Source organism: Dietzia sp. NPDC055343 (assembly GCF_053645265.1).
Genome location: NZ_JBSHMJ010000025.1, coordinates 24,543 through 49,476, shown reverse-complemented (window position 1 = coordinate 49,476; position 24,934 = coordinate 24,543). Strand labels below are relative to the sequence as shown.

Genomic DNA, 24,934 nt, shown 5'->3' with positions numbered 1-24,934 from the left:
AGCGCGACTGAAGTGCGCGAGTGGCCGTCCGACTCAACGAGAAGAGGGTTCCGCGCACCTGCCTCTCGGGCGATGTGTGCGGAACCCTCTTCTCGACGGGTCGACGGGTTGGTGGCGGCGCGGAGGCCGGGGCCCGTGGGCTGCGGCGGCCAAGGCCCCGGCGGGCGGGGTGCGGGTCAGCGGGCGCGGCGGGCCAGACGCTCGGTGTCCGAGATGATGACGCTCTTGCCCTCGAGCCGCAGCCAGCCGCGGTGTGCGAACTCGGCCAGGGCCTTGTTCACGGTCTCGCGCGAGGCGCCGACCAGCTGGGCGATCTCCTCCTGCGTGAGGTCGTGCGTCACGCGGATGTTGCCGCCCTCCTGCGTGCCGAACCGCTGGGCGAGCTGCAGCAGCGCCTTGGCCACGCGGCCGGGGACGTCGGTGAAGATCAGGTCCGCCAGGTTGTTGTTCGTGCGGCGCAGACGACGTGCGAGCACCCGCAGCAGCTGGTCGGAGATCTCGGGCCGCTCGGCGATCCAGCGCTTGAGCGCGGACCGGTCCATGGCCTGCACGGTCACGTCGGTGACACACACGGCCGACGAGGTGCGCGGGCCCGGGTCGAAGATGGAGAGCTCGCCGAACATGTCGGACGGGCCCAGGATGGACAGCAGGTTCTCGCGGCCGTCCGGCGCCTTGCGGGAGAGTTTCACCTTGCCGGAGGTGACGATGTACAGGCTGTCGCCCTGCTCGCCCTCGCGGATGATCACGTCACCCTTCGAGTATTCCTCGCGCGTCAGGTCGTCACGTAGGGCGGACACCGCTGCGGGTTCGACACCTTGGAAAATACCTGCCCGGGTGAGGACGTCGTCGGCAGACTGGTCCGTGCGGCGATCAATCGTCACAGTCTGTGACCCTCCGTTCGGGCGCGGACATGCTGATCCGCGCCATGGCGTGCGTGTGGCGAAAGCCACTGTAGTCGTTCATGCCCCGCTGGTGTGACCAACGCGCGGTCGAACTGCGGCAGTCAGGCCTCGATCTGTTCGGGTTCGGCGAGGATCGCTGACTCGAACCTGTCCATGAGGAGCGCGAAGCCGGCCAGGAGGACCGGAACCAGAACGACGAGGATTCCCTGCATGGGTCTGATTATCCACCCCCGGCCCCACCTCCGCTGCCCGGGTGCGCCGAATCATCAGCACCTCGGCCGTCCGGCCTGACGGGGAGGTCTCATCACAGCGGCGCGCGCGGCTCGGTGGCCGAACTCGTCGGAGCGGCTGCTCGCCGGGGACCTGACTAGCCGTAATGTGGACTCATGCCCGACCCCGCTCCCGCTTCCCCGAAGCGTCGCAGGCGAGGGGTTGCCGCGAGGGGGGTGGAAACCGACCTCGGGCGCACCCGCCGCGCCAGACGCATGCTCCGCACACTCGAGACCGCGTTCCCGCACGTGTACTGCGAGCTCGATTTCACGGACCCGCTCGAGCTGAGCGTGGCCACCATCCTGTCGGCCCAGTGCACTGACAAGAGGGTCAACGAGGTCACCCCGGCGCTGTTCAAGCGCTACCGGACCGCCGCCGACTACGCGGGCTCGGACCGGGAGGAGCTCGAGTCACTCATCCGCCCCACGGGCTTCTACCGGAACAAGGCGCGGAGCATCCAGGGCCTCGGCGCGGCCCTGGTGGAGAAGTACGACGGCGAGGTGCCGCAGCGGCTCGAGGACCTGGTCACCCTCCCGGGTTTCGGCCGGAAGACCGCCAACGTGGTCCTCGGCAACGCCTTCGGCGTCCCGGGCATCACCGTCGACACCCACTTCATGCGACTGGTGGCCCGGTGGAAGTGGACGGAGGCGACCGACCCGGTGCGCATCGAGCGTGAGGTGGCCGCGCTGCTGCCACGCCCGACCTGGACTGATGCCAGTCACCGGATCATCTTCCACGGCCGCCGCGTGTGCCACGCCCGTACCGCCGCGTGCGGGGCGTGCGTCCTGGCCGACGACTGCCCGTCCGCGGGCGAGGCCGGCCCGCTCGATCCGGTGGCCGCAGCCCGCCTCGTGGCCGGGCCCGAACGAGACCACCTTCTGGAGTTGGTCGGACTGGGAGATCAGGTATGACCGCCTCGATTCGGTGGACGATCGTCGCGTTCGTGGTGCTGGTCGGCGTCGTCGTCGCCCTTCTCACCACCCTGGGTGGCTCCGAGGACGACACCACCGCCCAGGCCGGGAACGACACCCCCGCCCTGTCTCCCCAGGCCGCGCCGCCCGTCGGCGGCCCCTCGCCGGATGAGCCCGTCACGGTCGTGGACCCCGAGACCCGCGCCGCCGTCGACCTCCCCGAGTGCCGCGACAGCGCCGCCGCGGCCACCACGGAGGGCCCCGTCGCGGGCCTCATGGTGCGCTGCATGGACGACGGCTCCACCACCACGCTGGGCAAGATCCAGGCCGGCACGCCGATGGTGATCAACATGTGGGCCTACTGGTGCGAGCCGTGCCGCCGCGAGCTGCCCGCCATCCAGGAGGCGGCCGACACGCTCGGCGACCGGGTGCGGGTGGTCGTCTCCCACACCGACCCGTCCGAGACCAAGGGCTTCGACACGCTGGGCGCGCTCGGGATCGATCAGATGATCTCCGTCTCCGACCAGGAGGAGGAGCTGCCCGGGATCCTCGGTGCGCCGCCCGTGCTTCCGCTGACCGTCTTCGTGCGCGCCGACGGCACCGTGGCGCACGTGCTCATCCAGCCGATGTACAGCGAGCAGGACGTGCTGGACGCGGTCTCCGAGCACCTCGGGGTGACGGTGTGACCGCCGATCCCCGGGGCGGGTCCGCGCCCGCCGAGAACATCGGCTCCACGCCCCGTGCCGACGCGCCCGCCGTGTGGACGCCCCGCACCACCGACGGCCCCGTGCCCCGGCCCGGGGACATCACCGGCGTGCCGCACCCCGGCTGGATGGACCCGCTGCTGGCGGCGTGCACCGACGGCAGCTTCGACGGGCTGCTGCCCAGGCGGCGCCCGCCCGAGGACCGCGGCGCAGGCGAGGTCGGCCGTCCGCACCGCGACGCCGCCGTGCTCGTGCTGTTCTCCGGCTCGCCGGACGCGACCGGCCCCCGCCCGCCGCGCGACGCCCGCGTCCTGCTCACGCACCGCGCACCGACCCTGCGTAGTCACTCCGGGCAGGTGTCGTTCCCCGGAGGGGGCGTCGACGACACCGACAGCGGACCCGTCGAGGCGGCCCTGCGCGAGTCGTGGGAGGAGACCGGCCTCGACCCGGACGGCGTGGACGTGCTCGCGGTGCTGCCCGAGCTCTACATCCCGGTCTCCAACTACTCGGTCGCGCCCGTGATCGGCTACTGGCGGCACCCGATGGAGGTCGACGTGGTGGACCCGGGCGAGACGTCGCGGGTGATGACCGTCCCCGTCGACGAGCTGCTCGACCCCGCCAACCGGTTCCTCCTGCGGCACACCACCGGCTGGACCGGCCCGGCGTTCGGACACGACGACCTGGTGGTGTGGGGCTTCACCGCCGGCATCCTCGCCGCCATGTTCCACTCGGCCGGCTGGGATCTGGACTGGGACACCAGCGACATCCGCGACCTCGAGAAGACCCTCGAGGCGTCCGGAAACGGGGAGCGGCACCGCATGTCGGCCGAGGAGGCCCGCCGCGAGCACGCCGATCCGTTGGCCGACCGCACCGTCGCCGGAGTGCCCGGCGTGCGCTCGGGGCATGACGACGACGACGCGGTCGCCGGCGCCACGGACACCGGTGCGGCTGCTGACGCCGATCCCTCTTGTACCGACGGCTCCGCCCCCGGCACCTCTGACTCCGAGGCCCCCGGCCCCGGCGGCTCCGCCGCGGGGGCTCCCCCCGGCGAGGAGCCGCTGGACCTGCCCGCCGACAACCCGCGCCGGGGGTACCGGTGACGGGGTCCCAGTGGCTCGATCTGGCCCTGTTCGCGCTCGCCGCGGCGGCGGCCATCTCGGGCTGGATCAACGGCGCCGCGGCCTCGGGTTTCGCGCTGCTGGGCGTGGGCATCGGCGCCACGTCCGGACTGCTGGTCGCGCCCCATCTCGTCCGTGAGATCGACTCGCCACTCGGCAGGCTGTCGGCCGGGCTGGCGGTCATCGCGGCGATGGTGATCATCGGCCAGATCGCCGGCGTCACCATCGGGCGCGCGGCCAGGAGATACCTCTCGGGCACCGGGGCCAGACTCATCGACTCGACGGTGGGCGCGGTGTTCCAGGCCGCCGCGATGCTGCTGGTGGCGTGGCTCGTCGCCGTGCCCGTCGCCGCGCAGGAGGGCACCTCGCTGGGCAAGGCCGTCCGAGGGTCGTCGGTGCTGGCGAAGGTCGACGACATCGCGCCCGAGCAGTTGCAGCGGATCCCGGCGGAGTTCACCTCGGTTCTCGGCACCACCGGCCTGCCGGACATCCTCGGGCCGTTCGGGACGACCCCGTTGCAGGAGGTGGAGCCGCCGGACCCGGTGCTCTCGTCCTCCGAGGTCGTCAACCGGGTCGAGCCGTCGGTGCTGAAGATCCTCGGGCGCGCCGAATCGTGCAGCCGCGCGCTGGAGGGCTCGGGCTTCGTGGCGGCGCCGGGCCTGGTCATGACCAACGCGCACGTCGTGGCGGGCACGGACCGGGTGACCGTGCAGTCTGATGGGCGCGACCTGCCCGCCGAGGTCGTGGTCTTCGACCCCGGCGTGGACGTGGCCGTGCTGAGGGTTCCCGAGCTGTCGGCGCCGGTGCTGCCGTTCGCCGCGGAGCGCGCCCGGACCGGGGACAACGCGATCGTGCTGGGCTATCCCGGAAACGGTCCGTACCGCCCCGACGCCGCGCGTATCCGCGAGCGCGTGACCCTGCGCGGGCCGGACATCTACCGCCAGCAGACCGTCGAGCGCGAGGTGTACATCCTGCGGGGCACCGTGCGCGAGGGCAACTCCGGCGGCCCGCTGGTCACGCCGGAGGGCGAGGTCGCGGGCGTGGTGTTCGGCGCGGCGATGGATGCCGACGACACCGGCTACGCGCTCACCGTCGAGCAGGTGTTGCCGCAGCTCATGGAGGCGCTGGAGGCCCCGGGTCCCGTGCCGACCGGCTCCTGCGTGGGCGCGGCCTGACGGTTGGCGTGGCGGTTGGCCTGACAGTTGGCCCGGCGCGCACGCCAGGCCCCCGATGGCACCCAGTGGTGCCCTGTGGTGCGCAGCCGCCGGTGACGTCCAACATCCAGTTGCACCCAGCACCCAGTGGCGCTAAGCGGCAGTTGCACGACATCCCTTCGCGGTTGCAAGACTTCTGGTGCGGTTCGACGGGGGTTTTTCGCACGTTCTGTCAGGCAATCGCGAAGGGATGTCTTGCAACTGCGGGGATCGGGCGGTTGTGGGTTGGACGGTCGTGGATTGGGCGGCTGTGGGTTGGTGCGGGCGCCCGTGGAGCCGGCCGGCCGGACGGTCAGGGGTCGGTGACGCTGCGGGCGAAGTCCACGATCAGGCGCGACGTCTCCGCGGGGGCCTCCATCGCCGGGTAGTGGCCGGCGCCGGGCACCTCGGCGGACCGGAAATCGCGGGCCCACGGCCCCGACGCGCGGACGGTCTCCGGCAGGACGAACCTGTCCTCCGCGCCGCTGATCCCCAACACCGGCTGGTCGAGCACGCCCGCGACGGTGTGGCGGAAATCGCGGCCGTCGGGACGGAACTGGCTTCGCACCATCCAGCGCCGGCTCTCCAGCGACAGGTGGGCCACCTTGGGGATGAGCATCGCGCGCCGCAGCAGGTCCGCGGACTCGCGGAAGTCCTCGGTCTCGGGCCAGTCGGGCCCCGAGCGGCTGCGCAGCATCTCCTCGACGGCGGCCGCCCCGTCACGCGTCAGCCGCCGCTCGGGCAACCGCGGCGCCTGGTCGGACAGCAGGCGGGGCACGAGTGCGCGCCGTTGCCCGTGATCGCGTAGCGCCGCGGTGCGCATGGCCAGTGGGTGGGGAGATCCGACGACGACGAGGCCCCTCACCGCGCGTGGCCGTCGATAGGCGGCGGTCCACGCCACGAATCCACCCTCGCCCTGGCCGACGATGACTGCGGAGGAATGGCCGAGCGCACGCACGAGGTTCGTGATGTCGGACGCCAGGGTCCAGGCGTCGTAGCCGCGGGGCGGTTTGTCGGAGTCGCCGTGGCCCCGGAGATCTACGGCGACGGCGTGAAAACCGGCCTCGGCCAGGGCGAGCAGGGGCGAACGCATGGTCCACCAGATACCGCTGAGCCCGTGGATCAGTAGTGCCAGGGGCGGGAGCTCGCCCGGCGGGGTGTTCTCCGGGAACGCCTCGGCGAGGTGCAGGCGGATGCCGTTGGCCGAGACATCACGATGCCGCCACGACCCGTCGATCCTGACGATCGACGGGTCGGGCGGCCTGTGCGCGGGGGGTTTCAGAGTCGTGCCGGATTCAGCGTGTCAGCTACTACTGAGTTCAGCGACGCCCGGACGGCTCGGGCGTCTCGGTGACCCGCACGGTGCCGGGCTTGGGGTCGCCGCCGGTGGGCATCGCCAGCTTGAGGTCGTTGACCGAGTCGATCGTGCGCTGCGGCTTACGGATCTTCTTGATCTTGAGGTAGCCGAGGAACGCGAAGAGGCCGGCCAGGAGCAGCAGGACCACGAACACGATGAGGAAGCCCATCCAGTCCCAGGTCTTGGTGCCGAACCACATCGAGATGAGCTTGGCCCACATGAACACGAACGGGAAGAACGAGGTGAGCAGAAGCACCAGCGCGGCCACGAAGAAGCCGGAGCCGGTCGCGGCCTTCTTGACCTGCTCGGTGACCTCCGTCTTGGCGAGCTCGATCTCGGCGCGCATCAGCGTGGACACGTGCGTCGAAGCGTTCTTGACCAAGGTGCCGATGCTGGCGTCGCCACGGCCGATCGAGTCGGCGTCGTGCAGGGGGATCGAGGCCTCGGTCGGCTTGTGGGTTCCCTGGGCGTGGCTCACGGTTGTTCCTCCATTGTCCGGCGACGGATACACCGTCTTCTCAGTCGGCCGGTGTACCGCCGTCCATCGTGCCACGACATGTGGCTGCCTTCACGCGCTACCCGTCAGCCGCGCGTGCCCTTCGTCCGGATCTGCTCCATGATCGTGGGATCAGAGAGAGTGGACGTGTCGCCGCCGTCGCGTCCCTCGGCCATGTCCTTGAGCAGACGACGCATGATCTTGCCCGACCGGGTCTTGGGCAGCTCGGGCACGATCGTGATGTCCCGGGGCTTGGCGATCGGGGAGATCTCGGTGGAGACCCGGGCGCGCAGCTCGTCGATCAGTGCGCGGTGCTGGTCGTGGTTGTCCACGGCGCTCTCGCGCAGGATCACGTACGCGACGATCGCCTGGCCGGTGGTCTCGTCGTCGGCGCCGACGACAGCGGCCTCGGCGACGGAGTCGTGGCCGACGAGAGCCGACTCGACCTCGGAGGTCGAGATCCGGTGGCCGGAGATGTTCATGACGTCGTCGACACGACCCAGGACCCACAGCGCGCCGTCGGCATCCCACTTGGCGCCGTCACCGGCGAAGTAGTAACCCTCCTCGGCGAAGCGGGACCAGTAGGTGTCGCGGTACCGCTCCATGTCGCCCCAGATGCCGCGCAGCATGGCCGGCCACGGCTCGGTGATCACGAGGAACCCCTGCTCCTCGGCCGGCACCTCCTGGGCGTCACCGTTGACGACGGAGACGTCGATCCCGGGCAGTGCCCGCATAGCGGAGCCCGGCTTGGTCTCGGTGACGCCCGGCAGCGGGGAGATCATGATGGCGCCGGTCTCGGTCTGCCACCAGGTGTCCACGATCGGGACGGCGTTGCCGCCGATGTGCTCGCGGTACCAACGCCACGCCTCCGGGTTGATGGGCTCGCCCACCGAGCCGAGGAGGCGGATCGAGCTCAGGTCGTGCGACTGGGGGATCTCTCGACCCCACTTCATGAACGTCCGGATGAGGGTCGGTGCCGAGTAGTAGATAGTCACGCCGTACTTCTCGATGATCTCGAAGTGCCGGTGCTCGTTCGGGGAGTTGGGCGTGCCCTCGTAGACGATGCAGGTCGCGCCGTTGGAGAGCGGGCCGTAGACGCCGTAGGTGTGGCCGGTGACCCAGCCGACGTCGGCGGTGCACCAGTAGACGTCCTTGCCCGGCTTGTGGTCGAACACCACGTCATGGGTGTACGAGGCCTGGGTGAGGTAGCCGCCCGTGGTGTGCACGATGCCCTTGGGCTTGCCGGTGGTGCCGGAGGTGTACAGCAGGAACAGCGGGTGCTCGGAGTCGAAGGCCTCCGGCGTGTGCTCTGTGGACTGGCCGGGGACGACCTCGTCCCACCACACGTCCCGCTCGTCCTGCCAGTCCACGTCGATGCCGGTGCGGCGGACCACGAGAACCTTCTGCACGGACTCGGCCGGGCCGTCGACGCTGGGCAGTGAGTCGCCCAGGGCCTCGTCCACGCCCGCCTTCAGCGGGGCGGGCTTGCCTCGGCGGAACTGCCCGTCCGCGGTGATGACCACCTTCGCCGACGCGTCGTCGACACGCGAGCGCAGAGCCGCGGACGAGAATCCAGCGAACACCACTGAGTGGGTCAGGCCGAGACGAGCGCAGGCGAGCATCGCCACGTAGGTCTCCGGCAGTAGCGGCATGTAGATCGCGACGCGGTCGCCGGCCACCAGACCGAGAGAGCTGAGGTAGTTGGAGGCGCGGCTCACCTCGTCCTTGAGTTCGGCGTAGGTGATGTCTCGGGAGTCCTCGGTGGGCTCGCCCACCCAGTGGATGGCGACGCGGTCGCCGTTGCCGGCCTCCACGTGGCGGTCCACACAGTTGTAGGAGGCGTTCAGGGTGCCGTCGACGAACCACTTGGCCACCGGGGCGTCGGTCCAGTCAAGGACCTCGTTCCACTCGGAAGCCCAGTCCAGTCGACGCGCCTGCTCGTCCCAGAATGCCAGACGATCGGCGGACGCGCGCTCGTACTCGTCGGCGCCGACGTTGGCCTGCGCAGCGAACGCGGGATCAGGCGCGAAGGTCTCATTGGGGTCGTGATCGGTCATCAGAGGCTCTCTCTCGGGGACGGATTTCACGGCGGCCGGAGTCGACACGGCGGTAACGACCGGACCGATGGCTGTGAGCGTAGTCACATCTACGCCAGCACGTTCGGTAACCCACCCGACGGGGGGAAGGGAAGGGGGAGCCCCGCCCCCTGCGTTCAGTCGCGCTCTGCGGAGCCGTCCTTCTCGCTGTTCTGCGAGGTAGGCGCGGAATCGGAGGCTGCGGATCCGGGGCGGGGGCCCGTCGCGCGGTCCGGGGAACCGGGGGTCTTCACGGGGGAGGGGGAGGCCGGCGGCGTTGTCGTCGTCCCCTTCTCTTCTCGCGCGGTGGCGGGCCCGTCTTTCTCGGCGGTCTTCGCGTCGGGCCGGGCGGCGGCGTTGCTGGCGTCACCACGCTCGGAGACACCGTTGCGACGGCCGGCGGGCCCGGGGGTCGTCGTCTTGCCGGCGGGCCTGGGGGCGGCGGCCGCGCTCGCGGGCGACTTCGACTCCGGCTTCGGCTTCTCGGCGCCGGACTTCGGCTCGGGGACGTCGGCCTTGCCCGCGCCGGCCCCGGCTTCGGCCTTGGCCGCGCTGACCTTGGCGTCGGTCTTGCCAGCGTCGGCCCCGGCTTCGGCCTTGGCCGCGCTGTTGGCGTCGACAGTGGCATCGGTCTTGGCGTCGGTCCTGCCTCCAGCGTCGGCACCGGCCTTGACTCCGGGCTTGCCGCCGGGCTTCGGCTCGGACTCGCGACGGCCCCCGCGCGGCGCCTCGATGCCGTAGTACTCGAGGAGCTTGAGCTCCTGCTCGGGGGTGAGAGCGTCCTCCGTGTTGTCAGGGCGCGGTGAATCCCGGATGACGCTGCGGGTGTGATCGAGGTGCAGTTCGTCGTCGAGGAGGCGGGCGCCGTGGAGCGGTACGATCGCGTCGGCGGAGAAGATGCCGGTGGAGACGGTCGCGAAGGTGATCTTCCCGCTGGCATCGTCCACATAGACCTGGCGCACTGCGCCTACCTTGGTCCCGGTGGAATCGAAGGCGGTCGCGTCGAGCAGGGCGTCGAGCTGTTCCTTGAGGTTCACGGGGCCTCCGTGGGTCGGGGGATGGGCGCCGGGGTCCCGGCGGGGCCGGCGTCGTAGCCGTGATTACACCAGCTCGACAGCGGTTGAGGCAGCTGATAATCGGCTGTGTCGTGCGATTGGCCTGCGCGATACCCCCATGTCGCGGGTGGTGGCGGGTCGGTAACCTCGATGCCGTGAACACCTCTGCCGACGATCCGCTCGCCCCGCTGGTGGCGTTGCCCGGCGTGGCCGAGGCCGCAGACGCCGCCCGCTCGGCACTGGCCACGGTGCACCGCCACCCCGCGAACCGACGCGGGTGGCCCACCACCGCCGCCGAGTCCGTGCTGCGCGGGGCCCGCGCCTCGGCGGGCGTCGAGGGAGCCTCCGTGCGGTTGGATGCCGACTCCGAAACTGACGAGGTGCTGGCCGGCGCCCTGCGCGTCGCCGGCGAGCTCACCGGGGAGTCTCTGGACCGGGCGGTGGGGGTGTGGACGCGGTCACCGCTGCAGGAGCTCGCGCACCTCCATCTTCTCGCCGCGTCCGGGACCGGGGTGGTCCCCGAGAGCCTCGGACGCCCGCGTTCGGACGCCGGGGTCGCCGAGCGGCTGCAGGGGCTGGCCGAGCTCGTCACCGGAGGGACCCGCGTGCCCGCCCCGGTCCTGGCCGCCGTCGTGTTCGGTGAGCTGTCGGGGCTGCGGCCGTTCGGGTCCGCCGACGGGATCGTGGCCCGCGCCGCATTCCGGCTGGTCGTGGTGTCGACGGGCCTGGACCCGCACTGCCTCGGCGTTCCCGAGGTGACCTTCTACCGGGACCCGCAGGCCCACCGCCAGGCGCTGGAGGGATTCGTCGGCGGCACCGAGGACGGCGTCGCGAACTGGATCCTCCACTGTTGTAGTGCCCTGGAGAACGGGGCCCGCGAGGCCACCTCGATCGCCGACGCCGCAGGCGCCTGACACGCGAATGGCGGGCCGGCCCGGAGGCCAGCCCGCCAACTCACTGCGGTTCCATCGAGAGATCCGGGTACCAAGCGTCCTGTGGTCCGCCGTGTGGCCGGTCCGGGACAACCGTCGGTGACGACTGGCGCGGACCCACGGCCGGGGTTGCCTCTCGGGCGTCATCCGTCGCGTGGGTTCCGGAATATCGATGACGGTAGATCGAGCGGGGGGCCGTGACTTCTCTTCCGTCGCGGTCCTGGCGTTCTCACCACCGTGCCTTGAGCATGCCGGTCCGGCCGGGCCCGTAGCGATGGTAGGAACCCACAACAATCCGGCGGGCTCGTAGGCCGTTCCGGCCATCGCCACGAGGCGGTTCGGCGGCGGACGATGGCGGTTTGGTGCTTTGGCGAAATGCGGGCGTCGGGTCAGTTCCGGGTGGCGCGGGCGAAGGCCACCGCCGCCGCTCCCACCGCCACCGCGATCGCTCCGGCGCCGATGATCGGGCCGGTCGCGCGCTCAAGGGTGGGCAGCAGCGGGGTGGGGTTGGAGAACGTCAGGATCGGCCAGCCGCGCTCCAGCGCCTCGCGCCGCAGCACGCGGTCGGGATTGATCGCCGTCGGGTGGCCGACCTCCTCCAGCATCGGCAGGTCGGTGGAGGAGTCCGAGTAGGCGTAGCAGGCGTCGAGGTCGTACCCGTAGCGCTCGGCGAAGGCGCGGATCGCCACCGCCTTGCCCGGCCCCTGGCAGTAGAACTCGATCTCGCCGCCGTACCGGCCGTTCTCATCGCGGGACATCCGGGTGCCGGCGTAGTGGTCCGCGCCGAGCATCCGGGCGATCGGGGCGATGAGTTCCTCGCCGGAGGCCGACACGATCACCAGGTCATGCCCCAGCGCGCGGTGCTCGGCGAGCAATTCCTGGGCCTCGGCGTAGACGGTCGGCGAGACGGTGTCGGTGAGCCCTTCGGTGACGATCCGCTCGACGGTCGCCGGTTCCCAGCCCTTGGTGGCGGTAGCCATCGCCTGGCGCACCTTCTTCATCTGTTCGTCGTCCGCATCCGACAGGCTGAACGCCAGCTGCGTGTACGCCAGGTCGATCACGGACCGCCGCGACAGCATCCCCTCGTCGAGAAACGACTTGTTGAAGGCGAACACCGACGACGTGGCGATGATCGTCTTGTCGAGGTCGAAGAAGGCGGCGACCCTGCGGCGACGATGCGGTGGCCTGGGGCCGGGACGGCGGGGGGCGGACACGGTCCAACCATACTGACCTTGCGCCCCGTTCGGCTGTAAGTGATAATGGTCACGCCCATGAAACATGGGCATCCCCCCAAGGTGCTCAGTTCCCTCCCCCCGAGAACTGAGACTTTGAGAAACCGCGACATCCCCCTGTCGCGGTTTCTCGCATTTCGGCCATCAGTCCCCATCGGCCCCCGTTGACCCTGTCGGCCACGGCTGGTCCGTGCGGGGCCGCCAGCGCCGATGTGGGCGTCGGCCCGGGCCGCCTGCCCGCGGCATTCCACAGGCACGTCCCCCTCCACAGGCGGCGGCGAAATGGCCGGTCGGGCGGGGTCCACGGCCGTGGTCGTGGGACACGCTGAGCCCCGTGAACACGACTGCGAGTACCACCCGCCGCGCCGCCGACGTCGGCCGTCCCGGATGGAACGCCGACGGCGGGCACCCTCAGGACGCCGGTGCTGCGAGGGCCCGCCGGGTCGGGGTGGCCGTGGACGACCCGGACCTGGACGCCGACGTCCGGGCGATCTTGGCGGCTCTCGCCGTGGACGCCGCACCCGGCGAGGACCCGTCCGTGGATCTGGTGGTGACCGATCGTGGCGGAGGCGGCGACCGGGCCGCCGGAGCCGACCCGGCCGGGCCGGGGGAGGGTGGGGTGCGCCGCGTGCGGGTCGCACCGGACCGAGCCGGGGTCGACGACGACGAGACCGGCCACGAGGTGATCCGGCTCCCGTCCGGGACCGGCGATCTGGTCGCGCTCCTCATGACGCCGGTAACGGGCCGGGCTGGGAGTCGGTTGGTCGTACTCGGCGCGGTCGGAGGCTGTGGGACCAGCACCGTGGCGGCAGCGCTCGCGATCCGGGCATCGCCGAGGCGGCGCACGCTGCTGGTCGAGACGGACCCGTGCGGCACCGGGCTCGACCTGCTGCTGGGCGTCGAGGACGAGCCAGGCCTGCGCCTGCAGGACGTGCGGGCGGACCTCGGCGGCCCCGACCCGGAAGCCCTGTGGGCCGCCGTCCCCAAAGCGCGACCCGGGCTCGGCTTGCTCGCGCGATCCCGCCCGGCCGACGCGATGGCCGTCACGGCTCTTGCCCCCGATGGCGGAGCCGGGGCTATGCGCTCCCATCGGGATGCCGGTGGGCTGGTCGTGAGCGATGCGGGCGTGCTGAGCGATGGCACGCCTGTGGGGGTTGGTGACGATGTCGTCGTCGTCACCAGGGCCGATCTCCCGGGCGCGGTGGCGGCCGGCAGGGCGGTGCGCAGGGCGTCCGACGCTGTCGTGGTCGTGCGCACCGGCCGCGGCGACCCGCTTCACGCGGCGGACGTGGCGGGCTACGCGGGCGCGGCGCGGTGGCATGTGCTGCCGGAGATCCGCGGGGTTAGACGGGCGGCGGGGTCGGGCGGGCTGATCGCCGCGCTGGACCGGGGCCGGGCCGGCGGGGTACGGCGACTCGGGACGCTCGCGGACGCGCTACTCGACGAGGTGGGCCCGGATGCGCACCGATGACGTCGAGGCCGCGGGGGTGCCGGTCGATCTCGTGGACCGGGTGCGGGCGCGGCTGGCCGGGCTGGGGGTGGAGCCTGAGCCGGACGAGGTGGTGCGTGCCGTCCGCGCCGAATCCGGGGTGTTGCACGGGCACCTCGACCTGCTGCGGACCGCGCGGCTCGTGCGCGAACACCTCGCCGGTGCGGGACCGCTCGAGGCGCTGCTGGCGCAGCCGGGCGTCACGGACGTGGTGGTCGACGGGCCCGGCCCCGCGCTGGTGGACCGCGGACGGGGGCTCGAGGAGACCGACGTGGTGGTCCCGACGGAGGCGGAGCTGCGGGCGCTCGCGGTGCGGTTGGCCGGGCGGGCGGGGCAGCGGCTCGACGACGCCCGGCCCTGGGCCGACGGGGTGGTGCGCTCGCGGGACGGGATCGCGTGGCGTCTACACGCGGTGCTGCCGCCGGTGGCCGTCGACGGCACCTGTCTTTCTTTACGGGTGTCGCGACCGGCGGAGGCGACGTTCGACCGGCTCGTGTCGTCCGGGACCGTGCCCGCCGAGGCGGACGCGCTGCTGCGAGGGCTCGTCGCCGCGCGCGTCGGTTACCTGGTGGTGGGCGGCACCGGCTCGGGGAAGACGACGATGCTGGCCGCCCTGCTCGGGCTGGTCCCGGCGGGCGAGCGTCTGCTGTGCGTGGAGGACTCCCCGGAGCTGCGGCCCGCGCACCCACATGTGGTGAGGCTGGTCGTCCGGCACGGCAATGTCGAGGGCGCGGGCGAGGTGGCGATGTCGGACCTGGTCCGGCAGGCGCTGCGGATGCGCCCCGACCGGATCGCGGTGGGGGAGGTGCGCGGCGGCGAGGTAGCGGACCTGCTGGCCGCGCTCAACACCGGGCACGACGGCAGTGCGGGCACCGTCCACGCCAACTCGCCCACTGAGCTGCCGGCGCGGCTCGAGGCGCTGGGGGCGCTCGGCGGGCTGGACCGCGCGGCGTTGTCCGCGCAGGTCGCGGCGTCGTTGCGGGTCGTGGTGGGGATGCGGCGGCGGCCCGACGGGCGGCGGGGTGTCGACTCGATCGGGGTGGTGCGTCGCGAGTCGCACGGAATCGTGGTGGACCCGGCCTGGCGCGCCGACGGCGGCGACGTCCCCGGCCGCGAGGTGCTCGCCGCCCTGCTCGGGGAGCACGGCCGGTGACCGGCGGCGCGCTCCTGCTGGCGGCGGCGCTGCTCGTCTGGCCGGCCGGGGCGGCGACGATGCGACTGCGGGGGCTTGCTACTGATCCGCATTCGGTGGCGGTGCCGGGCGCGCGGGAGTTGTGGCGCGTCGTCGAGCGCCTGCCGGTGGCGGTGGTGGTCCCCGCCGCGGCGGCGGTCGTGGCCATGCTCGTCGGAGGACCGCTCCACGCGTGCGCTGCTGCGATCCTCGCGGCCACCGGAGTCGACCTCCGGCGGCTGGCCGGGCAGCGACGTGGAGAGCTCGCCGCGTTCGCGGGCTGGGAGCGGGCCCTGGACGAGGCGTCCTCCGCGCTGCGGGCGGGAGCCGGACCGGGGACCGCGCTGCGCCGGGCAGCAGAGGCCGCTGTCTCCGCGGATGTGGAGGTCGCAGCGGTGCTCACCGCGGCCTCCGCCCACGCGGACCTGGGCGGGGAGATGTCGGCGGCGTTTCGAGTCGGGGGAGCCGACGGTGCCGGTGGTTCGACAGAAGGGAATCGCGGGCCCGGCGCCCGTGACCAGCGGTCGATAGCCGAGCGGATCGCGGCGGAGCTGGCCGGGGCCTGGCTGCTGGCGACCCGCCACGGGGTCGTGCTGGCGGACGTCGTGGACGGTCTGCGGGCTGATGTCGCATCACGGCGAGAGAGGGCTCTCAGGGTCGACGCCACGCTCGCCGGCCCCCGGGCCACCGCGGTCATCCTCACCTGCCTGCCGCTGTTCGGGGTATTACTCGGTTCCGGGTTCGGCGCCGACCCACTCGGCGTGCTGGTTGACGGACTGCTCGGCGGGGCCCTCTGCCTGGCCGGCGCGATGTTCCTGTCCGCGGGCCTGCTGTGGACCGACCGGATCGCGGGAGGTGCGGCCCGATGACGCTCGCGCTCCTGCTGCTCGCCACAGCGGTGTGCGTGGCGCCATGGTGCGGGGCAGCCGTCGGCAGACTCGACAGGCTGCGCCCGCCGGACGGACGCCCTGGAGCGCCCTCGGTGGATCACCGAGCCGGTGATCGGCCCGGCCGAAGGGAGGAAGCGCCGGGGGACGACCCGGGCTCTGTCCTGCCGCACGCCCTGCTGAGGCTGCGGGCCGCCCGGTTCCTGCGCGGGCGCGCCGGCCCCGACCCGGACGTGCTCGCCCAGGTCGTGGACCTCCTCCGCGCCGCCCTGACCGCCGGGCTCCCCGCTCCCGACGCGCTGGCCGCCGTGGCCGACGCCGTCGGCGATACCCGGCCGAACGTGGCGGCGCCGCTGCGCACCGCTGGCGCCCGGTTGCGGCTCGGCGCCACTCCGGAGGAGGCCTGGCTCGACGTGCCGGGCGTCGAGCACCTCTCTCCGCTCCAGTCCGTACTGGTCCGCGCCACCGACGGAGGCGGATCGGTGAAAGCCGCCCTGGAGCACACCGCCGTCCGCATGCGAGCCGAGGCCGACGCCGCCGCCACGGCCCGGGCCGAGCGCGCCTCCGTTCTGGTGGCCGGCCCGCTCGGACTGTGCTTCCTGCCCGCCTTCGTCTGCCTGGGAGTCCTGCCCGTCGTGGTGGGACTGGCGGACGGGATATTGCCGGGGATCGGGTTATGACCCCGACCCGGCCCCACGGATTCCGGGGCGGAGACGCCGCCCCGGTCACGAAAGAAGGAGAACGCTGATGACCATCAACTGCACCACCGGAATCGCTGACCGGCCCGCCACCGGGGCCGCCTCGCCCGTCGAACCCCCGGCCGAAGCCCAACCCGCGGCTATGGGCGAGCCGACAGATGGGTCGCTCGACCCCGGGCCCGACACCGAGCCCGATCCCGAGCCCGCCCCTCAGAATCCCGTGATCACCGGCTCGCGACTGGCCCGGGCCCGCGTGATGCTCCGACGACGGTTCGCCGGCGCCACCTGCGCCGAGGCGGGCATGAGCACGGTGGAGTACGCGGTGGGGACGATCGCCGCCGCGGCGTTCGGCGCGGTGCTCTACACGGTGGTCAGCGGCGACTCGATCCCCGACGCTCTCGGCGGGATCATCGAGCAGGCTCTCAACACCTCGGTGTGACCGTGTCGCGTCGGCTCCGCGTGGCGGCCGGGAGTTCTGCGGCGCCGAGTGGTCGAAGATCCGGCTCCTTCGCCGAACCTTCCTGGGGAAACGTGAGCGGGTCTGACCCCGCGATGCGCCGCGCGGGTGCGGACTCCGGGTCGGTGACGGTCGAGGCGGCACTGGGTATCGCGTCTCTGATCACGGTGCTGGCGGTCGCCGCCGCGGGGGCCGGCGCGGCGGCGACCCAGCTCCGGGTGGTCGATGCCGCCCGCGAGGCCGCGCGGGTCGCCGCGACCTCCGGCACGGGGCCGGGCCGGTCGGCCGGTCGGGCCGCCGCTCCAGAGGCCGACGTCACCGTGGAAGCCGGCGGCACCCACGTCACCGCCGTTGTGGTGGCGCCGGCGCGGGGACTGCCGGGTGTGGAACTCCGCGCCCGGGCGGTCGCGCGCGTCGAGCCCGGAGCGACGGGGTGACGGCCCGCCTGCGTCCGGGACCGCGCCCGTCGGGATGGGGGAGGGCCGACGACGACACGGGCGCCATGACCGTCGCCACCGCGTTCGCCGTGGCGGCGATCCTGGCTCTGGCCGTGGCGGTGCTGCTGATCGGGCGGGCTGCGGTGGCCGCGCATTCCGCCCGGTCGGCCGCGGACCTGGCCGCGCTCGCCGCAGCACATGCCCTTCGAGAGGGCGAGGACGCGTGTGGGGTGGCCTCCGGAATTGCTGTCGCCAACGGGGCGGGACTGGCGGTGTGCACGATCGACGGTGATGACGTGGTAACGCGCGTGGAAGTGCCGGTCGACCTCGGGCTGTTGGGAACACGGACGGCGTCGGCGGTGGCCCGCGCCGGGCCGGTCTGATTCCCGGCTGATTCACCGACGTCGCGGGTTGCCGGCAGGCCCGGGGGGTCTCAGCTTTCGGAAGACGCCGGAGGGAAGGAGATGCGAGCGGCGAGCATCCGCTCGCGGAGGAGGTCGTAGACCGGACGCGAGCCGAGCAACTGTGGAACGATCACCGCGGTCACGCTGGCGGCGAGCAGCGGAACCGCGACCGCGGTCGAGGCACACATCTCCATCACCAGGATCGCGCCGGTCAACGGCGCACGCACGACAGAGGTGAACATCGTGGCCATGCCGACGAGCATGAGAGCCGGCGCGAGTTCGGTTCCCACCCCGGGGGAGATCAGGTCGACGATGTGTCCTGCAACCAGTCCGAACAGCGCACCGAGTGCGAGCATCGGCGCGAACAATCCGCCCGGAGTACCGGCGGCATAGGAGAGCGGGCCGGCGATGAAGCGAACCACCACGATCACGGCAACGCCGACAAAGGTCAACTGCTGGCCGGTCAACAGTGCCTGGGTCAGGTCGTCGCCACCGCCGACGAGGGTGGCGTCGACAGTCAGGGCCACACCGATCAGTGCTCCGATCACACCGATCTTGAGCAGCGGCGGAATGCGGTGCAGGTCGTCGAACCAGGCCAGGAGCACGAGGATGAGACGGTTGTATAGCACTCCGAAGAGTGCGACGACCACGCCAAAGATCGCGAAGATCGGAAGCTTCGAGAAGGCGGGCTCCGCGATCGCCGGTACGTGGAAGTCCGCGCGGTCGCCGAGGATAAGTCGGCTGGTCATCACCGCGACCGCCACCGACGCCATGGTCCACACAACGTATCGAACTCTGATCTTGTGGGTGATCTCCTCCAGACAGAACAGGGTCCCGGCGATCGGGGCGTTGAACGCGACGGCGAGTCCGGCGCCCGCCAGCGCCGACTGCATGGTCTGGATCTCGTCGACGGTGGCCCGGGCGGTCCTTCCGCACCACGCGCCGATAGTGGCGCCCATGTGCACGGTCGGACCTTCTCTGCCGAGCACCATGCCACCGAGCCCTATGGAGAGGAGCCCGCCGACAAAGCGCGCGGGCAGGACACTGAGCGGCGCGGCCTCGGCCTCGCCCCTCTGGACGGCCTCGACATGCTGGATGCCACTGCCCGCAGCGAGCGGGACTTTCGTGGCGATGAGTCCGGCCACCACCGCAGCGGCCGCCGACATCGCTACCGGGATGAGCCATCCGGCCCCGCCGAGGTCGTGCGACCAGGTCACGACTTCTAATCGGAACTGGTTGGCCTGAACGAGTAGCCAACGGAAAGAACCACCAGCAGCCCCTGCGAGGACACCCGCGAGCACGGCGAGCAGGGTCATCCACACAAGGATGCGGGTGCTGTTCTCGCGGGTCTCGTCTCCACGGGCGTCCCCGCTGCCGGTGCCAATATGGGTCGGGGACACAGCTTGACCATAGGCCTGGCGACGGGAGTCCGCGGCGAGACGCGCAGTTGACCTTCAGCGAACTCCGGTCGTCTTTCCTGGTGGGTCGCCGCAGATCGTTGCACTGCCGTGCCACTAGCGTTGTGCGCGGACGGGATTCGGCCGCACGGATCGGTAGATGGGCCCGCCACCACCGTTGTCGTCGTCGCACAATCCGGCACCACCGACTACGCGGCGCCGACCTCAGTCAACTGCCCCACCACCTCCGCCAGGAGCGCGATCGCACCCGGCTTGGAGAGCGGATCGTTGCCGTTGCCGCACTTAGGGGACTGGATGCACGACGGGCACCCCGACTCGCATTCACAGGACCGGATGGCCTCCAGCGTCGCCCGCAGCCACGCCTCGGCGCGCCGGAACCCGCGCGCGGCGAAGCCGGCCCCGCCCGCGTAGCCGTCATAGACGAAGACCGTTGGCAGGCCGGTGTCCGGGTGCAGGGCCGTCGACACCCCGCCGATATCCCAGCGGTCACAGGTCGCGACCAGTGGCAGCAGCCCGATCGCCGCGTGCTCGGCGGCGTGCAGCGCGCCCGGCCAGTCCGCTTCCTCCAGCCCCGCGACCCGGAGCAGCTGTGGGGTGACGGTGTAGACCACCGCGCGCGTGGCCAGCGTCGTCTCGGGCAGGTCGAGAGGGGTCACGTCGAGGATCTCCCCACCACGCAACCGTCGCTGGTAACCGGTCACGCGGGTGGTCACCTCCACGTCGGCGAAGGATAGGGTCACCGGCCCGGCCGGAACCGACTCGAGCGTGGAGATCAGGTCGATGGTCACCTGCTCCCGCGCCGACGTGGTCCACTCCGGCTCCTCGGGACGGCACAGGGCCAGCCCGTCGTCGAGATCCAGTTCGTCCACCACGAACGACTCGCCCTGGTGCAGGTACAGCGCCCCCGGGTGGACCTGAGAGCGGGCCCGGACCGAGTCGATGGTGCCGAGCATCCGCCCGTCCAGGGTGTCCACGATCATGACCTCCGCCCCGCCGGTCCCGCGGATATCGACCTCGGCATGCGGAGCGTGGTCGTCGGCGGAGGGATACCACCCCGCCGGCCGGCGTCTGACCAGGTTGTCGTCGGCGAGCGCCTCCAGTACCTCCGTCGCGCCCCACGCGGCGGCCTCGGCGTGCGACATCGGTCGCTCACTCACCGCGCACCGCAACTGGCCCGCCAACAGCACCGGGTTACGCGGATCGGTGACCGTCGCCTCCACGGGGCGCCCGAGCAGCGCCTCGGGATGGTGCACGAGGTAGGTGTCGAGCGGGTCGTCGCGCGCCACGAGCAGCACCAGCGCGCCCTGGCCACGGCGTCCCGCACGGCCGGCCTGCTGCCAGAACGAGGCGATCGTGCCGGGGAATCCGGCACTGACCACGGCGTCGAGTCCGGAGATGTCCACGCCCAGCTCGAGCGCCGACGTCGACGCCACCCCCACCAGCGCGCCCTCCGCCAGGTCTCGTTCGAGCCGGCGGCGGTCGTCGGCCAGGTACCCGGCGCGATAGGCGGCGATCCGCCCGGCGAGCTCGCGTCCGCGCGCGCCGTGGTCCGTGGCGAGCTTCTCGCGGGCACGCAGGGCGGTGGACTCGGCGCCCGCCCGGGAGCGCACGAACGTCAGTGTCCGCGCGCCCTCCGCGACGAGTGAGGCCATGAGCGTCGACGACTCCACCGGCGCCGGCCGCCGCACCGGGGCGCCGTTCTCCCCGGTGAGCCCCTCCATCAGGGGTGGTTCCCACAGTGCGACGGTGCGGCCGCCCTGCGGCGAGGCGTCGTCGGTGACCTCGACGCAGTCGCGGCCGGTGAGGGTGCTCGCCGCGGCCGCGGCGTCGGAGGTGGTGGCCGAGGCCAGGACGAAGGTGGGATCGGCGCCCAGGGCACGGGCGAGGCGGTCGAGCCGGCGCAGGACGAGGGCCACGTTGGAGCCGAACACGCCGCGGTAGGAGTGACATTCGTCGACGACGACGAAGCGCAGCCCCCGCAGGATGCGCGTCCACTGGCGGGCGCGGCCGAGCACCGAGAGATGCAGCATGTCCGGGTTGGTGACGATCCACCGCGAGTTCTCGCGGATCCACGGCCGGGCATCGGTCGGGGTGTCGCCGTCGTAGGAGGCGGGGGCGACGTGGGCGAGGTCGGGGACCGCGTCGACCAGCGAGATCACGGACGACAGCTGGTCCTGGCCCAGCGCCTTGGTGGGGGACAGGTACAGCACGCACGCGTTGCGGTCCGCCGCCAGTGCGCTGAGCGCGGGCAGCTGGTAGCCCAGCGACTTGCCGGACGCCGTGCCGGTGGCCACCACCACGTCGCGGCCGGCGTGGGCGTGGTCGGCGGTGGCGACCTGGTGGGCCCACGGGCGGTCCACTCCGCGGCCGGTCAACTCGTCGACCAGCCCCGGGTGCGCCCACCGCGGCCAGTCGGCGTGGCGGGCCTCGCGGGCGGGCAGGTCCACGGCGTGGGTGAGCGGGGACGAGTCGGCGGGCAGCTGGTCGAGCAGATGCCCCAGGAGTTCACGTCCGTACGTCGTCACCCCTCGACCGTAGAGGGAAGCGGGGGCGCGTCGGGCGGTGGCGTGGGCGTGAACCGGCGACGAACTTCCCTTATCCACGAGCGACCTGCAGAGATCGGTTCTCCCGCGGACGCTCTCGTGATCTACTGGACGCGGCCGTCTCATCCACCTCGGATTCCGGGGTGGGGGCGCCGGCCCGACGCGCGTGGCCATCCCGCGAGTCGCATCTGGCAGTACGGAAAAGGAATGCAGTAAACATGGCACAGGGCACCGTCAAGTGGTTCAACGCGGAGAAGGGCTACGGGTTCATCGCCCCCGAGGACGGTTCCGCCGACCTCTTCGTCCACTACTCCTCCATCGAAGGCAGCGGCTTCAAGTCGCTCGAGGAGAACCAGCAGGTCGAGTTCGAGGTCGGTGAGGGCCAGAAGGGTCCTCAGGCGCAGGCGGTCCGCGCGCTCTGACCATCCCGGTCGATCTGGTCGAGGCCCCCACCGCATCCGCGGTGGGGGCCTCGCATCGTGTCGGAGGGCGGCCGTAGGCTCAGGCGCGTGACGCAGCTGTCGTTCTTCGCCGCGGACTCCCACGTCCCGGAGCCCGCGGATCTGGAGGGTGCGCTGGCCGCTCGGGGCCAGTCGACGCTCACCGACGCCCTGGCACAGGTGTCGGTGGCTCTCGACGCGCCGTGGCGGGCGGATGCGCTGATGTCGCTGCTCGCCGAGGCCGGCCTCAATCCTGTGCGCGCGGAGGCGGACCGGGACGGGCGGTGCACGGTCTCCACGGGGCGATCGGCGGCGCTGGTCCCGGTCGTGCGGCGGTGGCGGCGGGGCGCGGTCTCGGCGGTCCCGGCGGGGTGGACCCCTTCAGCGGGTGCGCTGCGCGTGTGGTTTCTGACCGCGGGACGGATCACCCCGGGTGGTGTCATCGAGCTGGGGATCGACGCCGGCCCGGAACAGCACGCCCCGCGGCGGGCCGCCCTGGGGGAGTCGCTGGACCGCGTCGGTATCCGGTCGACCTACATCGGTTCGAAGGGCGGTGGGCCGATGCTCAGGCTGGGGACCGCGCGGGCTCGTGCGCGGCTGGCCCAGAACCTCGGGGCGGCGCCTGCCGAGGTCCCCGAGGGGTGCTGGCCCGGGTAGCGTCTGTTCGTATGTGCATGCTCGTCGTGGCGCGTCGGGTGCATCCCCGATATCCCCTCATCGTCGTGGCCAACCGCGACGAGGTACTCGACCGGCCCACCGAGCCGCTGCACGAGTGGACCGCCGAGCGCGAGGGGACCGCAGGCATCGTGGCCGGGCGGGATGTCACGGCCGGCGGGACCTGGCTGTCTCTGGCCCCCGGCGGGCATTTCTCGGCGGTGACCAACTTCCGCGAGCCGGGCACGCCGCCGCCGTCCGATGCCTCACGCGGCGAACTCCCCGTTGACGCTCTCGCCGGGCCGGTGCCGACGACCGACTATGTGCGCCACATCGCCCCGGACCTCGACCGGTACGCGGGGGTCAACCTGTTGGCCGGGGATCCCGACGAGCTGTGGTGGGCGTCCAACCGGTCCCGTCGCGGACCCGAGCGGCTGGGGGAGCAGGTGCACGGCCTGTCCAACGCCGCGCTGGACACGCCGTGGCCGAAGGTCACCGGGGCGGCAATCGACGTGCAGCGCTACGTCGACGACGACGCCGTCTCCCACCCCGACTGGTCCACCCCGCTCCTCGACCTGCTCGCCGACCGCCGCAGAGCCCCGCTCCACCGTCTTCCGCGAACCGGCGTGCCCCTGACCCAGGAGTGGCGACTTTCCTCGCGGTTCGTCCGCGTGGGTAGGTGGTACGGCACCCGGTCGACCACCGCGATCCGGATCGACGAGCACGGCACCACCGATGTGGTCGAGCGCACTTGGGACGCCCGCGGGCGGATCGCAGGGACGGCGACGGCCCGGGTCTGAGACGCGGGGCCGCCCGCCCCGTCCCGTCCCGCGCCTCGCCGCCTCGTGCCTCGCCGCCTCGTGCCTCGGCGGGTTGCAAGACACCGCCCCGCAGTTGCAAGACCTCCGGTGCGCAATACGCGGCCAGGTTCGCACGAGATGCCTTGCAACTGGAGGGCGTTGTCTTGCAGCCGGGGAGGGCCGCCCGGCCGGGGTTCAGGTCAGGCGACGGTCCAGGTGTTGGGGCCGTCCAGGAGTGCCTGGAGGTCGCCGGGGGCGGTCTCCTTGGCGGTGGCGACCTGGGCGCGGGCCTGGTCGTCGTAGGTCGGGCGGTGGATCTGGCGGATGATCCCCATGACCGTGTACTGCAGATCCTGGCTGGACAGGTTGGCCAGTGCGTGCGCATAGGCGGGGTCGTCGGTGTGGGCGTCGTGGACGATGATGTCCGCCTCGTCCACGTCCGCGGTGGCCGCAACCTTCAGCGAGAATCCGTTGCGCACGACGCAGTGCTGTCCCTCGTCGCCGAAGACGATCTTCTCGCCGTGACGCACAGGGATGAGGTGGTCGGCAGCGTTCTCCTTGCGGAGGATGTCGAAGGAGCCGTCATTGAAGATCGGGCAGTCCTGCATGATCTCCACAAAGCTGGTGCCGCGGTGCACGGCGGCGGCTTCGAGGACCTCGGTCAGCCCCTTACGGTCCGAGTCGAGCGCGCGGGCCACGAAGGAGCCCTCGGCCCCCAGCGCCAGCGACAGGGTGTTGAACGGGTGGTCCAACGAGCCCATGGGGCTGGACTTGGTGACCTTGCCCGTCTCGGAGGTGGGCGAGTACTGGCCCTTGGTCAACCCGTAGATCCGGTTGTTGAACAGCAGGATGTTGAGGTTGACGTTGCGACGCAGCGTGTGGATGAGGTGGTTGCCGCCGATCGACATGGCGTCGCCGTCCCCGGTGACGACCCACACCGACTGATCCTCGCGCGTGGTGGCCAGGCCGGTGGCAATCGCCGGGGCGCGGCCGTGGATCGAGTGCATGCCGTACGTCTCGAGGTAGTACGGGAAGCGGCTCGAGCAGCCGATGCCGGAGATGAAGGTGATGTTCTCCCGCTTGAGGCCCAGCTTGGGCAGCAGGGAACGGATGGTGGCCAGGATGACGTAGTCACCACAACCGGGGCACCAGCGCACCTCCTGGTCAGAGGTGTAGTCCTTGGGCTTCTGCGGAGCATCCGTCTTGGGAACATGCGCCAGCGCGTCCAGCGGCAAATTGGTGCCGACGAGTCCGGAATCGGTACTTGTCATGGGTATCCTCTCCTCGCTCG

At 71.9% G+C, this 24,934-nt stretch carries 23 protein-coding genes and 1 pseudogene; 15 read left to right on the top strand and 9 right to left on the bottom strand.

Translation table 11 applies throughout. From position 1 onward, the window contains the following. Positions 1-176 precede the first annotated feature (176 nt). Positions 177-881 carry a Crp/Fnr family transcriptional regulator gene (locus tag ACWIE7_RS12840; protein ID WP_295653576.1) on the bottom strand — a complete coding sequence of 235 codons (705 nt, stop codon included), beginning with the start codon at positions 879-881 and terminating at the stop codon, positions 177-179. Between the two features lie 506 nt (positions 882-1,387). Between ACWIE7_RS12840 and nth the strand changes: the two genes are divergently transcribed. The 4 genes and pseudogenes from nth to ACWIE7_RS12820 all read left to right on the top strand — a co-directional run bounded on the left by nth (position 1,388) and on the right by ACWIE7_RS12820 (position 5,080). Next, positions 1,388-2,083 (top strand): endonuclease III, encoded by a 696-nt coding sequence (gene nth, locus ACWIE7_RS12835; RefSeq protein ID WP_454069421.1) that lies wholly within the window; start codon positions 1,388-1,390, stop codon positions 2,081-2,083. Then, positions 2,080-2,769 carry a TlpA family protein disulfide reductase gene (locus tag ACWIE7_RS12830; RefSeq protein ID WP_454069411.1) on the top strand — a complete coding sequence of 230 codons (690 nt, stop codon included), beginning with the start codon at positions 2,080-2,082 and terminating at the stop codon, positions 2,767-2,769. Before nth ends, ACWIE7_RS12830 begins: the two co-directional genes overlap by 4 nt. Positions 2,770-2,915: 146 nt before the next feature. Beyond that, positions 2,916-3,575: pseudogene (locus tag ACWIE7_RS12825) on the top strand (NUDIX hydrolase); the annotation flags it as partial. A 308-nt stretch (positions 3,576-3,883) separates the two neighbouring features. Continuing rightward, positions 3,884-5,080 (top strand): MarP family serine protease, encoded by a 1,197-nt coding sequence (locus ACWIE7_RS12820; protein WP_454056937.1) that lies wholly within the window; start codon positions 3,884-3,886, stop codon positions 5,078-5,080. Positions 5,081-5,411: 331 nt separating this feature from the next. Here ACWIE7_RS12820 and ACWIE7_RS12815 read toward each other — a convergent pair whose 3' ends face one another. The 4 genes from ACWIE7_RS12815 to ACWIE7_RS12800 all read right to left on the bottom strand — a co-directional run bounded on the left by ACWIE7_RS12815 (position 5,412) and on the right by ACWIE7_RS12800 (position 10,063). Further along, positions 5,412-6,221: an alpha/beta fold hydrolase gene (locus ACWIE7_RS12815; RefSeq protein ID WP_454069420.1), complete on the bottom strand. Its 810-nt coding sequence runs from the start codon at positions 6,219-6,221 to the stop codon at positions 5,412-5,414. A gap of 196 nt (positions 6,222-6,417) precedes the next feature. Beyond that, positions 6,418-6,933, bottom strand: coding sequence for a phage holin family protein (locus tag ACWIE7_RS12810; protein ID WP_454069410.1), 516 nt, complete (start codon positions 6,931-6,933; stop codon positions 6,418-6,420). Positions 6,934-7,037: 104 nt separating this feature from the next. Then, entirely contained in the window at positions 7,038-9,008 is a 1,971-nt protein-coding gene (gene acs, locus ACWIE7_RS12805; protein ID WP_454056938.1) for an acetate--CoA ligase, read from the bottom strand. Positions 9,009-9,163: 155 nt separating this feature from the next. Then, positions 9,164-10,063: a PRC-barrel domain-containing protein gene (locus tag ACWIE7_RS12800; RefSeq protein ID WP_454056939.1), complete on the bottom strand. Its 900-nt coding sequence runs from the start codon at positions 10,061-10,063 to the stop codon at positions 9,164-9,166. Positions 10,064-10,236: 173 nt separating this feature from the next. On the opposite strand from ACWIE7_RS12800, the gene ACWIE7_RS12795 reads away from it, so the two are divergent. Then, complete coding sequence (locus ACWIE7_RS12795) at positions 10,237-10,995, top strand: oxidoreductase (protein WP_454056940.1); 759 nt, start codon at positions 10,237-10,239, stop codon at positions 10,993-10,995. Positions 10,996-11,402: 407 nt separating this feature from the next. On the opposite strand, the gene ACWIE7_RS12790 is transcribed toward ACWIE7_RS12795, so the two are convergent. Further along, on the bottom strand, positions 11,403-12,227 hold the full coding sequence (locus tag ACWIE7_RS12790; protein ID WP_452100381.1) for an HAD family hydrolase: 825 nt from the start codon (positions 12,225-12,227) through the stop codon (positions 11,403-11,405). Positions 12,228-12,579: 352 nt separating this feature from the next. Here ACWIE7_RS12790 and ACWIE7_RS12785 point away from each other — a divergent pair, with 352 nt between their 5' ends. The 7 genes from ACWIE7_RS12785 (at position 12,580) to ACWIE7_RS12755 (ending at position 17,767) form a co-directional block, all read left to right on the top strand. Further along, positions 12,580-13,716, top strand: a complete 1,137-nt coding sequence (locus ACWIE7_RS12785) for a chromosome partitioning protein (RefSeq protein WP_454069409.1) — start codon at positions 12,580-12,582, stop codon at positions 13,714-13,716. Continuing rightward, a complete protein-coding gene (locus ACWIE7_RS12780; RefSeq protein WP_454069408.1) occupies positions 13,703-14,887 on the top strand; it encodes a TadA family conjugal transfer-associated ATPase in 1,185 nt (394 codons plus the stop codon). Before ACWIE7_RS12785 ends, ACWIE7_RS12780 begins: the two co-directional genes overlap by 14 nt. Continuing rightward, positions 14,884-15,774, top strand: a complete 891-nt coding sequence (locus ACWIE7_RS12775) for a type II secretion system F family protein (RefSeq protein WP_454069407.1) — start codon at positions 14,884-14,886, stop codon at positions 15,772-15,774. The genes ACWIE7_RS12780 and ACWIE7_RS12775 overlap by 4 nt, the downstream gene beginning before the upstream one ends. Continuing rightward, a complete protein-coding gene (locus ACWIE7_RS12770) occupies positions 15,771-16,472 on the top strand; it encodes a type II secretion system F family protein (protein ID WP_454069406.1) in 702 nt (233 codons plus the stop codon). Before ACWIE7_RS12775 ends, ACWIE7_RS12770 begins: the two co-directional genes overlap by 4 nt. Before the next feature lie 274 nt (positions 16,473-16,746). Beyond that, a complete protein-coding gene (locus ACWIE7_RS12765) occupies positions 16,747-16,929 on the top strand; it encodes a DUF4244 domain-containing protein (protein ID WP_452100408.1) in 183 nt (60 codons plus the stop codon). Between the two features lie 92 nt (positions 16,930-17,021). Beyond that, positions 17,022-17,384, top strand: a complete 363-nt coding sequence (locus ACWIE7_RS12760) for a TadE family type IV pilus minor pilin (protein WP_344995125.1) — start codon at positions 17,022-17,024, stop codon at positions 17,382-17,384. A gap of 65 nt (positions 17,385-17,449) precedes the next feature. Continuing rightward, positions 17,450-17,767: an Rv3654c family TadE-like protein gene (locus ACWIE7_RS12755; RefSeq protein ID WP_230929945.1), complete on the top strand. Its 318-nt coding sequence runs from the start codon at positions 17,450-17,452 to the stop codon at positions 17,765-17,767. 50 nt (positions 17,768-17,817) lie between these two features. Here ACWIE7_RS12755 and ACWIE7_RS12750 read toward each other — a convergent pair whose 3' ends face one another. Together ACWIE7_RS12750 and ACWIE7_RS12745 are read right to left on the bottom strand one after the other, a co-directional pair. Beyond that, complete coding sequence (locus ACWIE7_RS12750) at positions 17,818-19,104, bottom strand: chloride channel protein (RefSeq protein ID WP_454069419.1); 1,287 nt, start codon at positions 19,102-19,104, stop codon at positions 17,818-17,820. Between the two features lie 290 nt (positions 19,105-19,394). Beyond that, complete coding sequence (locus ACWIE7_RS12745; RefSeq protein WP_452100376.1) at positions 19,395-21,731, bottom strand: DEAD/DEAH box helicase; 2,337 nt, start codon at positions 21,729-21,731, stop codon at positions 19,395-19,397. Between the two features lie 236 nt (positions 21,732-21,967). Between ACWIE7_RS12745 and ACWIE7_RS12740 the strand changes: the two genes are divergently transcribed. The 3 genes from ACWIE7_RS12740 (at position 21,968) to ACWIE7_RS12730 (ending at position 23,643) form a co-directional block, all read left to right on the top strand. Further along, entirely contained in the window at positions 21,968-22,171 is a 204-nt protein-coding gene (locus tag ACWIE7_RS12740; protein WP_230929865.1) for a cold-shock protein, read from the top strand. An 87-nt stretch (positions 22,172-22,258) separates the two neighbouring features. Next, positions 22,259-22,846 (top strand): hypothetical protein, encoded by a 588-nt coding sequence (locus ACWIE7_RS12735; RefSeq protein WP_452100375.1) that lies wholly within the window; start codon positions 22,259-22,261, stop codon positions 22,844-22,846. An 11-nt stretch (positions 22,847-22,857) separates the two neighbouring features. Next, entirely contained in the window at positions 22,858-23,643 is a 786-nt protein-coding gene (locus ACWIE7_RS12730) for an NRDE family protein (protein ID WP_454056945.1), read from the top strand. A 200-nt stretch (positions 23,644-23,843) separates the two neighbouring features. Here ACWIE7_RS12730 and ACWIE7_RS12725 read toward each other — a convergent pair whose 3' ends face one another. Beyond that, complete coding sequence (locus ACWIE7_RS12725) at positions 23,844-24,914, bottom strand: 2-oxoacid:ferredoxin oxidoreductase subunit beta (RefSeq protein WP_452100373.1); 1,071 nt, start codon at positions 24,912-24,914, stop codon at positions 23,844-23,846. Between the last annotated feature and the right edge of the window lie 20 nt (positions 24,915-24,934).

What these genes read in the sequence shown, in the direction of transcription:
- ACWIE7_RS12830 (WP_454069411.1), top strand. Translation starts at nt 2,080, where the DNA reads ATGACCGCCTCGATTCGGTGGACGATCGTCGCGTTCGTGGTGCTGGTC.
- ACWIE7_RS12755 (WP_230929945.1), top strand. Translation starts at nt 17,450, where the DNA reads ATGACCGTCGCCACCGCGTTCGCCGTGGCGGCGATCCTGGCTCTGGCC.
- ACWIE7_RS12770 (WP_454069406.1), top strand. Translation starts at nt 15,771, where the DNA reads ATGACGCTCGCGCTCCTGCTGCTCGCCACAGCGGTGTGCGTGGCGCCA.
- nth (WP_454069421.1), top strand. Translation starts at nt 1,388, where the DNA reads ATGCTCCGCACACTCGAGACCGCGTTCCCGCACGTGTACTGCGAGCTC.
- ACWIE7_RS12730 (WP_454056945.1), top strand. Translation starts at nt 22,858, where the DNA reads ATGTGCATGCTCGTCGTGGCGCGTCGGGTGCATCCCCGATATCCCCTC.
- ACWIE7_RS12740 (WP_230929865.1), top strand. Translation starts at nt 21,968, where the DNA reads ATGGCACAGGGCACCGTCAAGTGGTTCAACGCGGAGAAGGGCTACGGG.
- ACWIE7_RS12725 (WP_452100373.1), bottom strand. Translation starts at nt 24,914, where the DNA reads ATGACAAGTACCGATTCCGGACTCGTCGGCACCAATTTGCCGCTGGAC.
- ACWIE7_RS12780 (WP_454069408.1), top strand. Translation starts at nt 13,703, where the DNA reads ATGCGCACCGATGACGTCGAGGCCGCGGGGGTGCCGGTCGATCTCGTG.
- ACWIE7_RS12765 (WP_452100408.1), top strand. Translation starts at nt 16,747, where the DNA reads ATGCTCCGACGACGGTTCGCCGGCGCCACCTGCGCCGAGGCGGGCATG.
- ACWIE7_RS12750 (WP_454069419.1), bottom strand. Translation starts at nt 19,104, where the DNA reads ATGACCCTGCTCGCCGTGCTCGCGGGTGTCCTCGCAGGGGCTGCTGGT.
- acs (WP_454056938.1), bottom strand. Translation starts at nt 9,008, where the DNA reads ATGACCGATCACGACCCCAATGAGACCTTCGCGCCTGATCCCGCGTTC.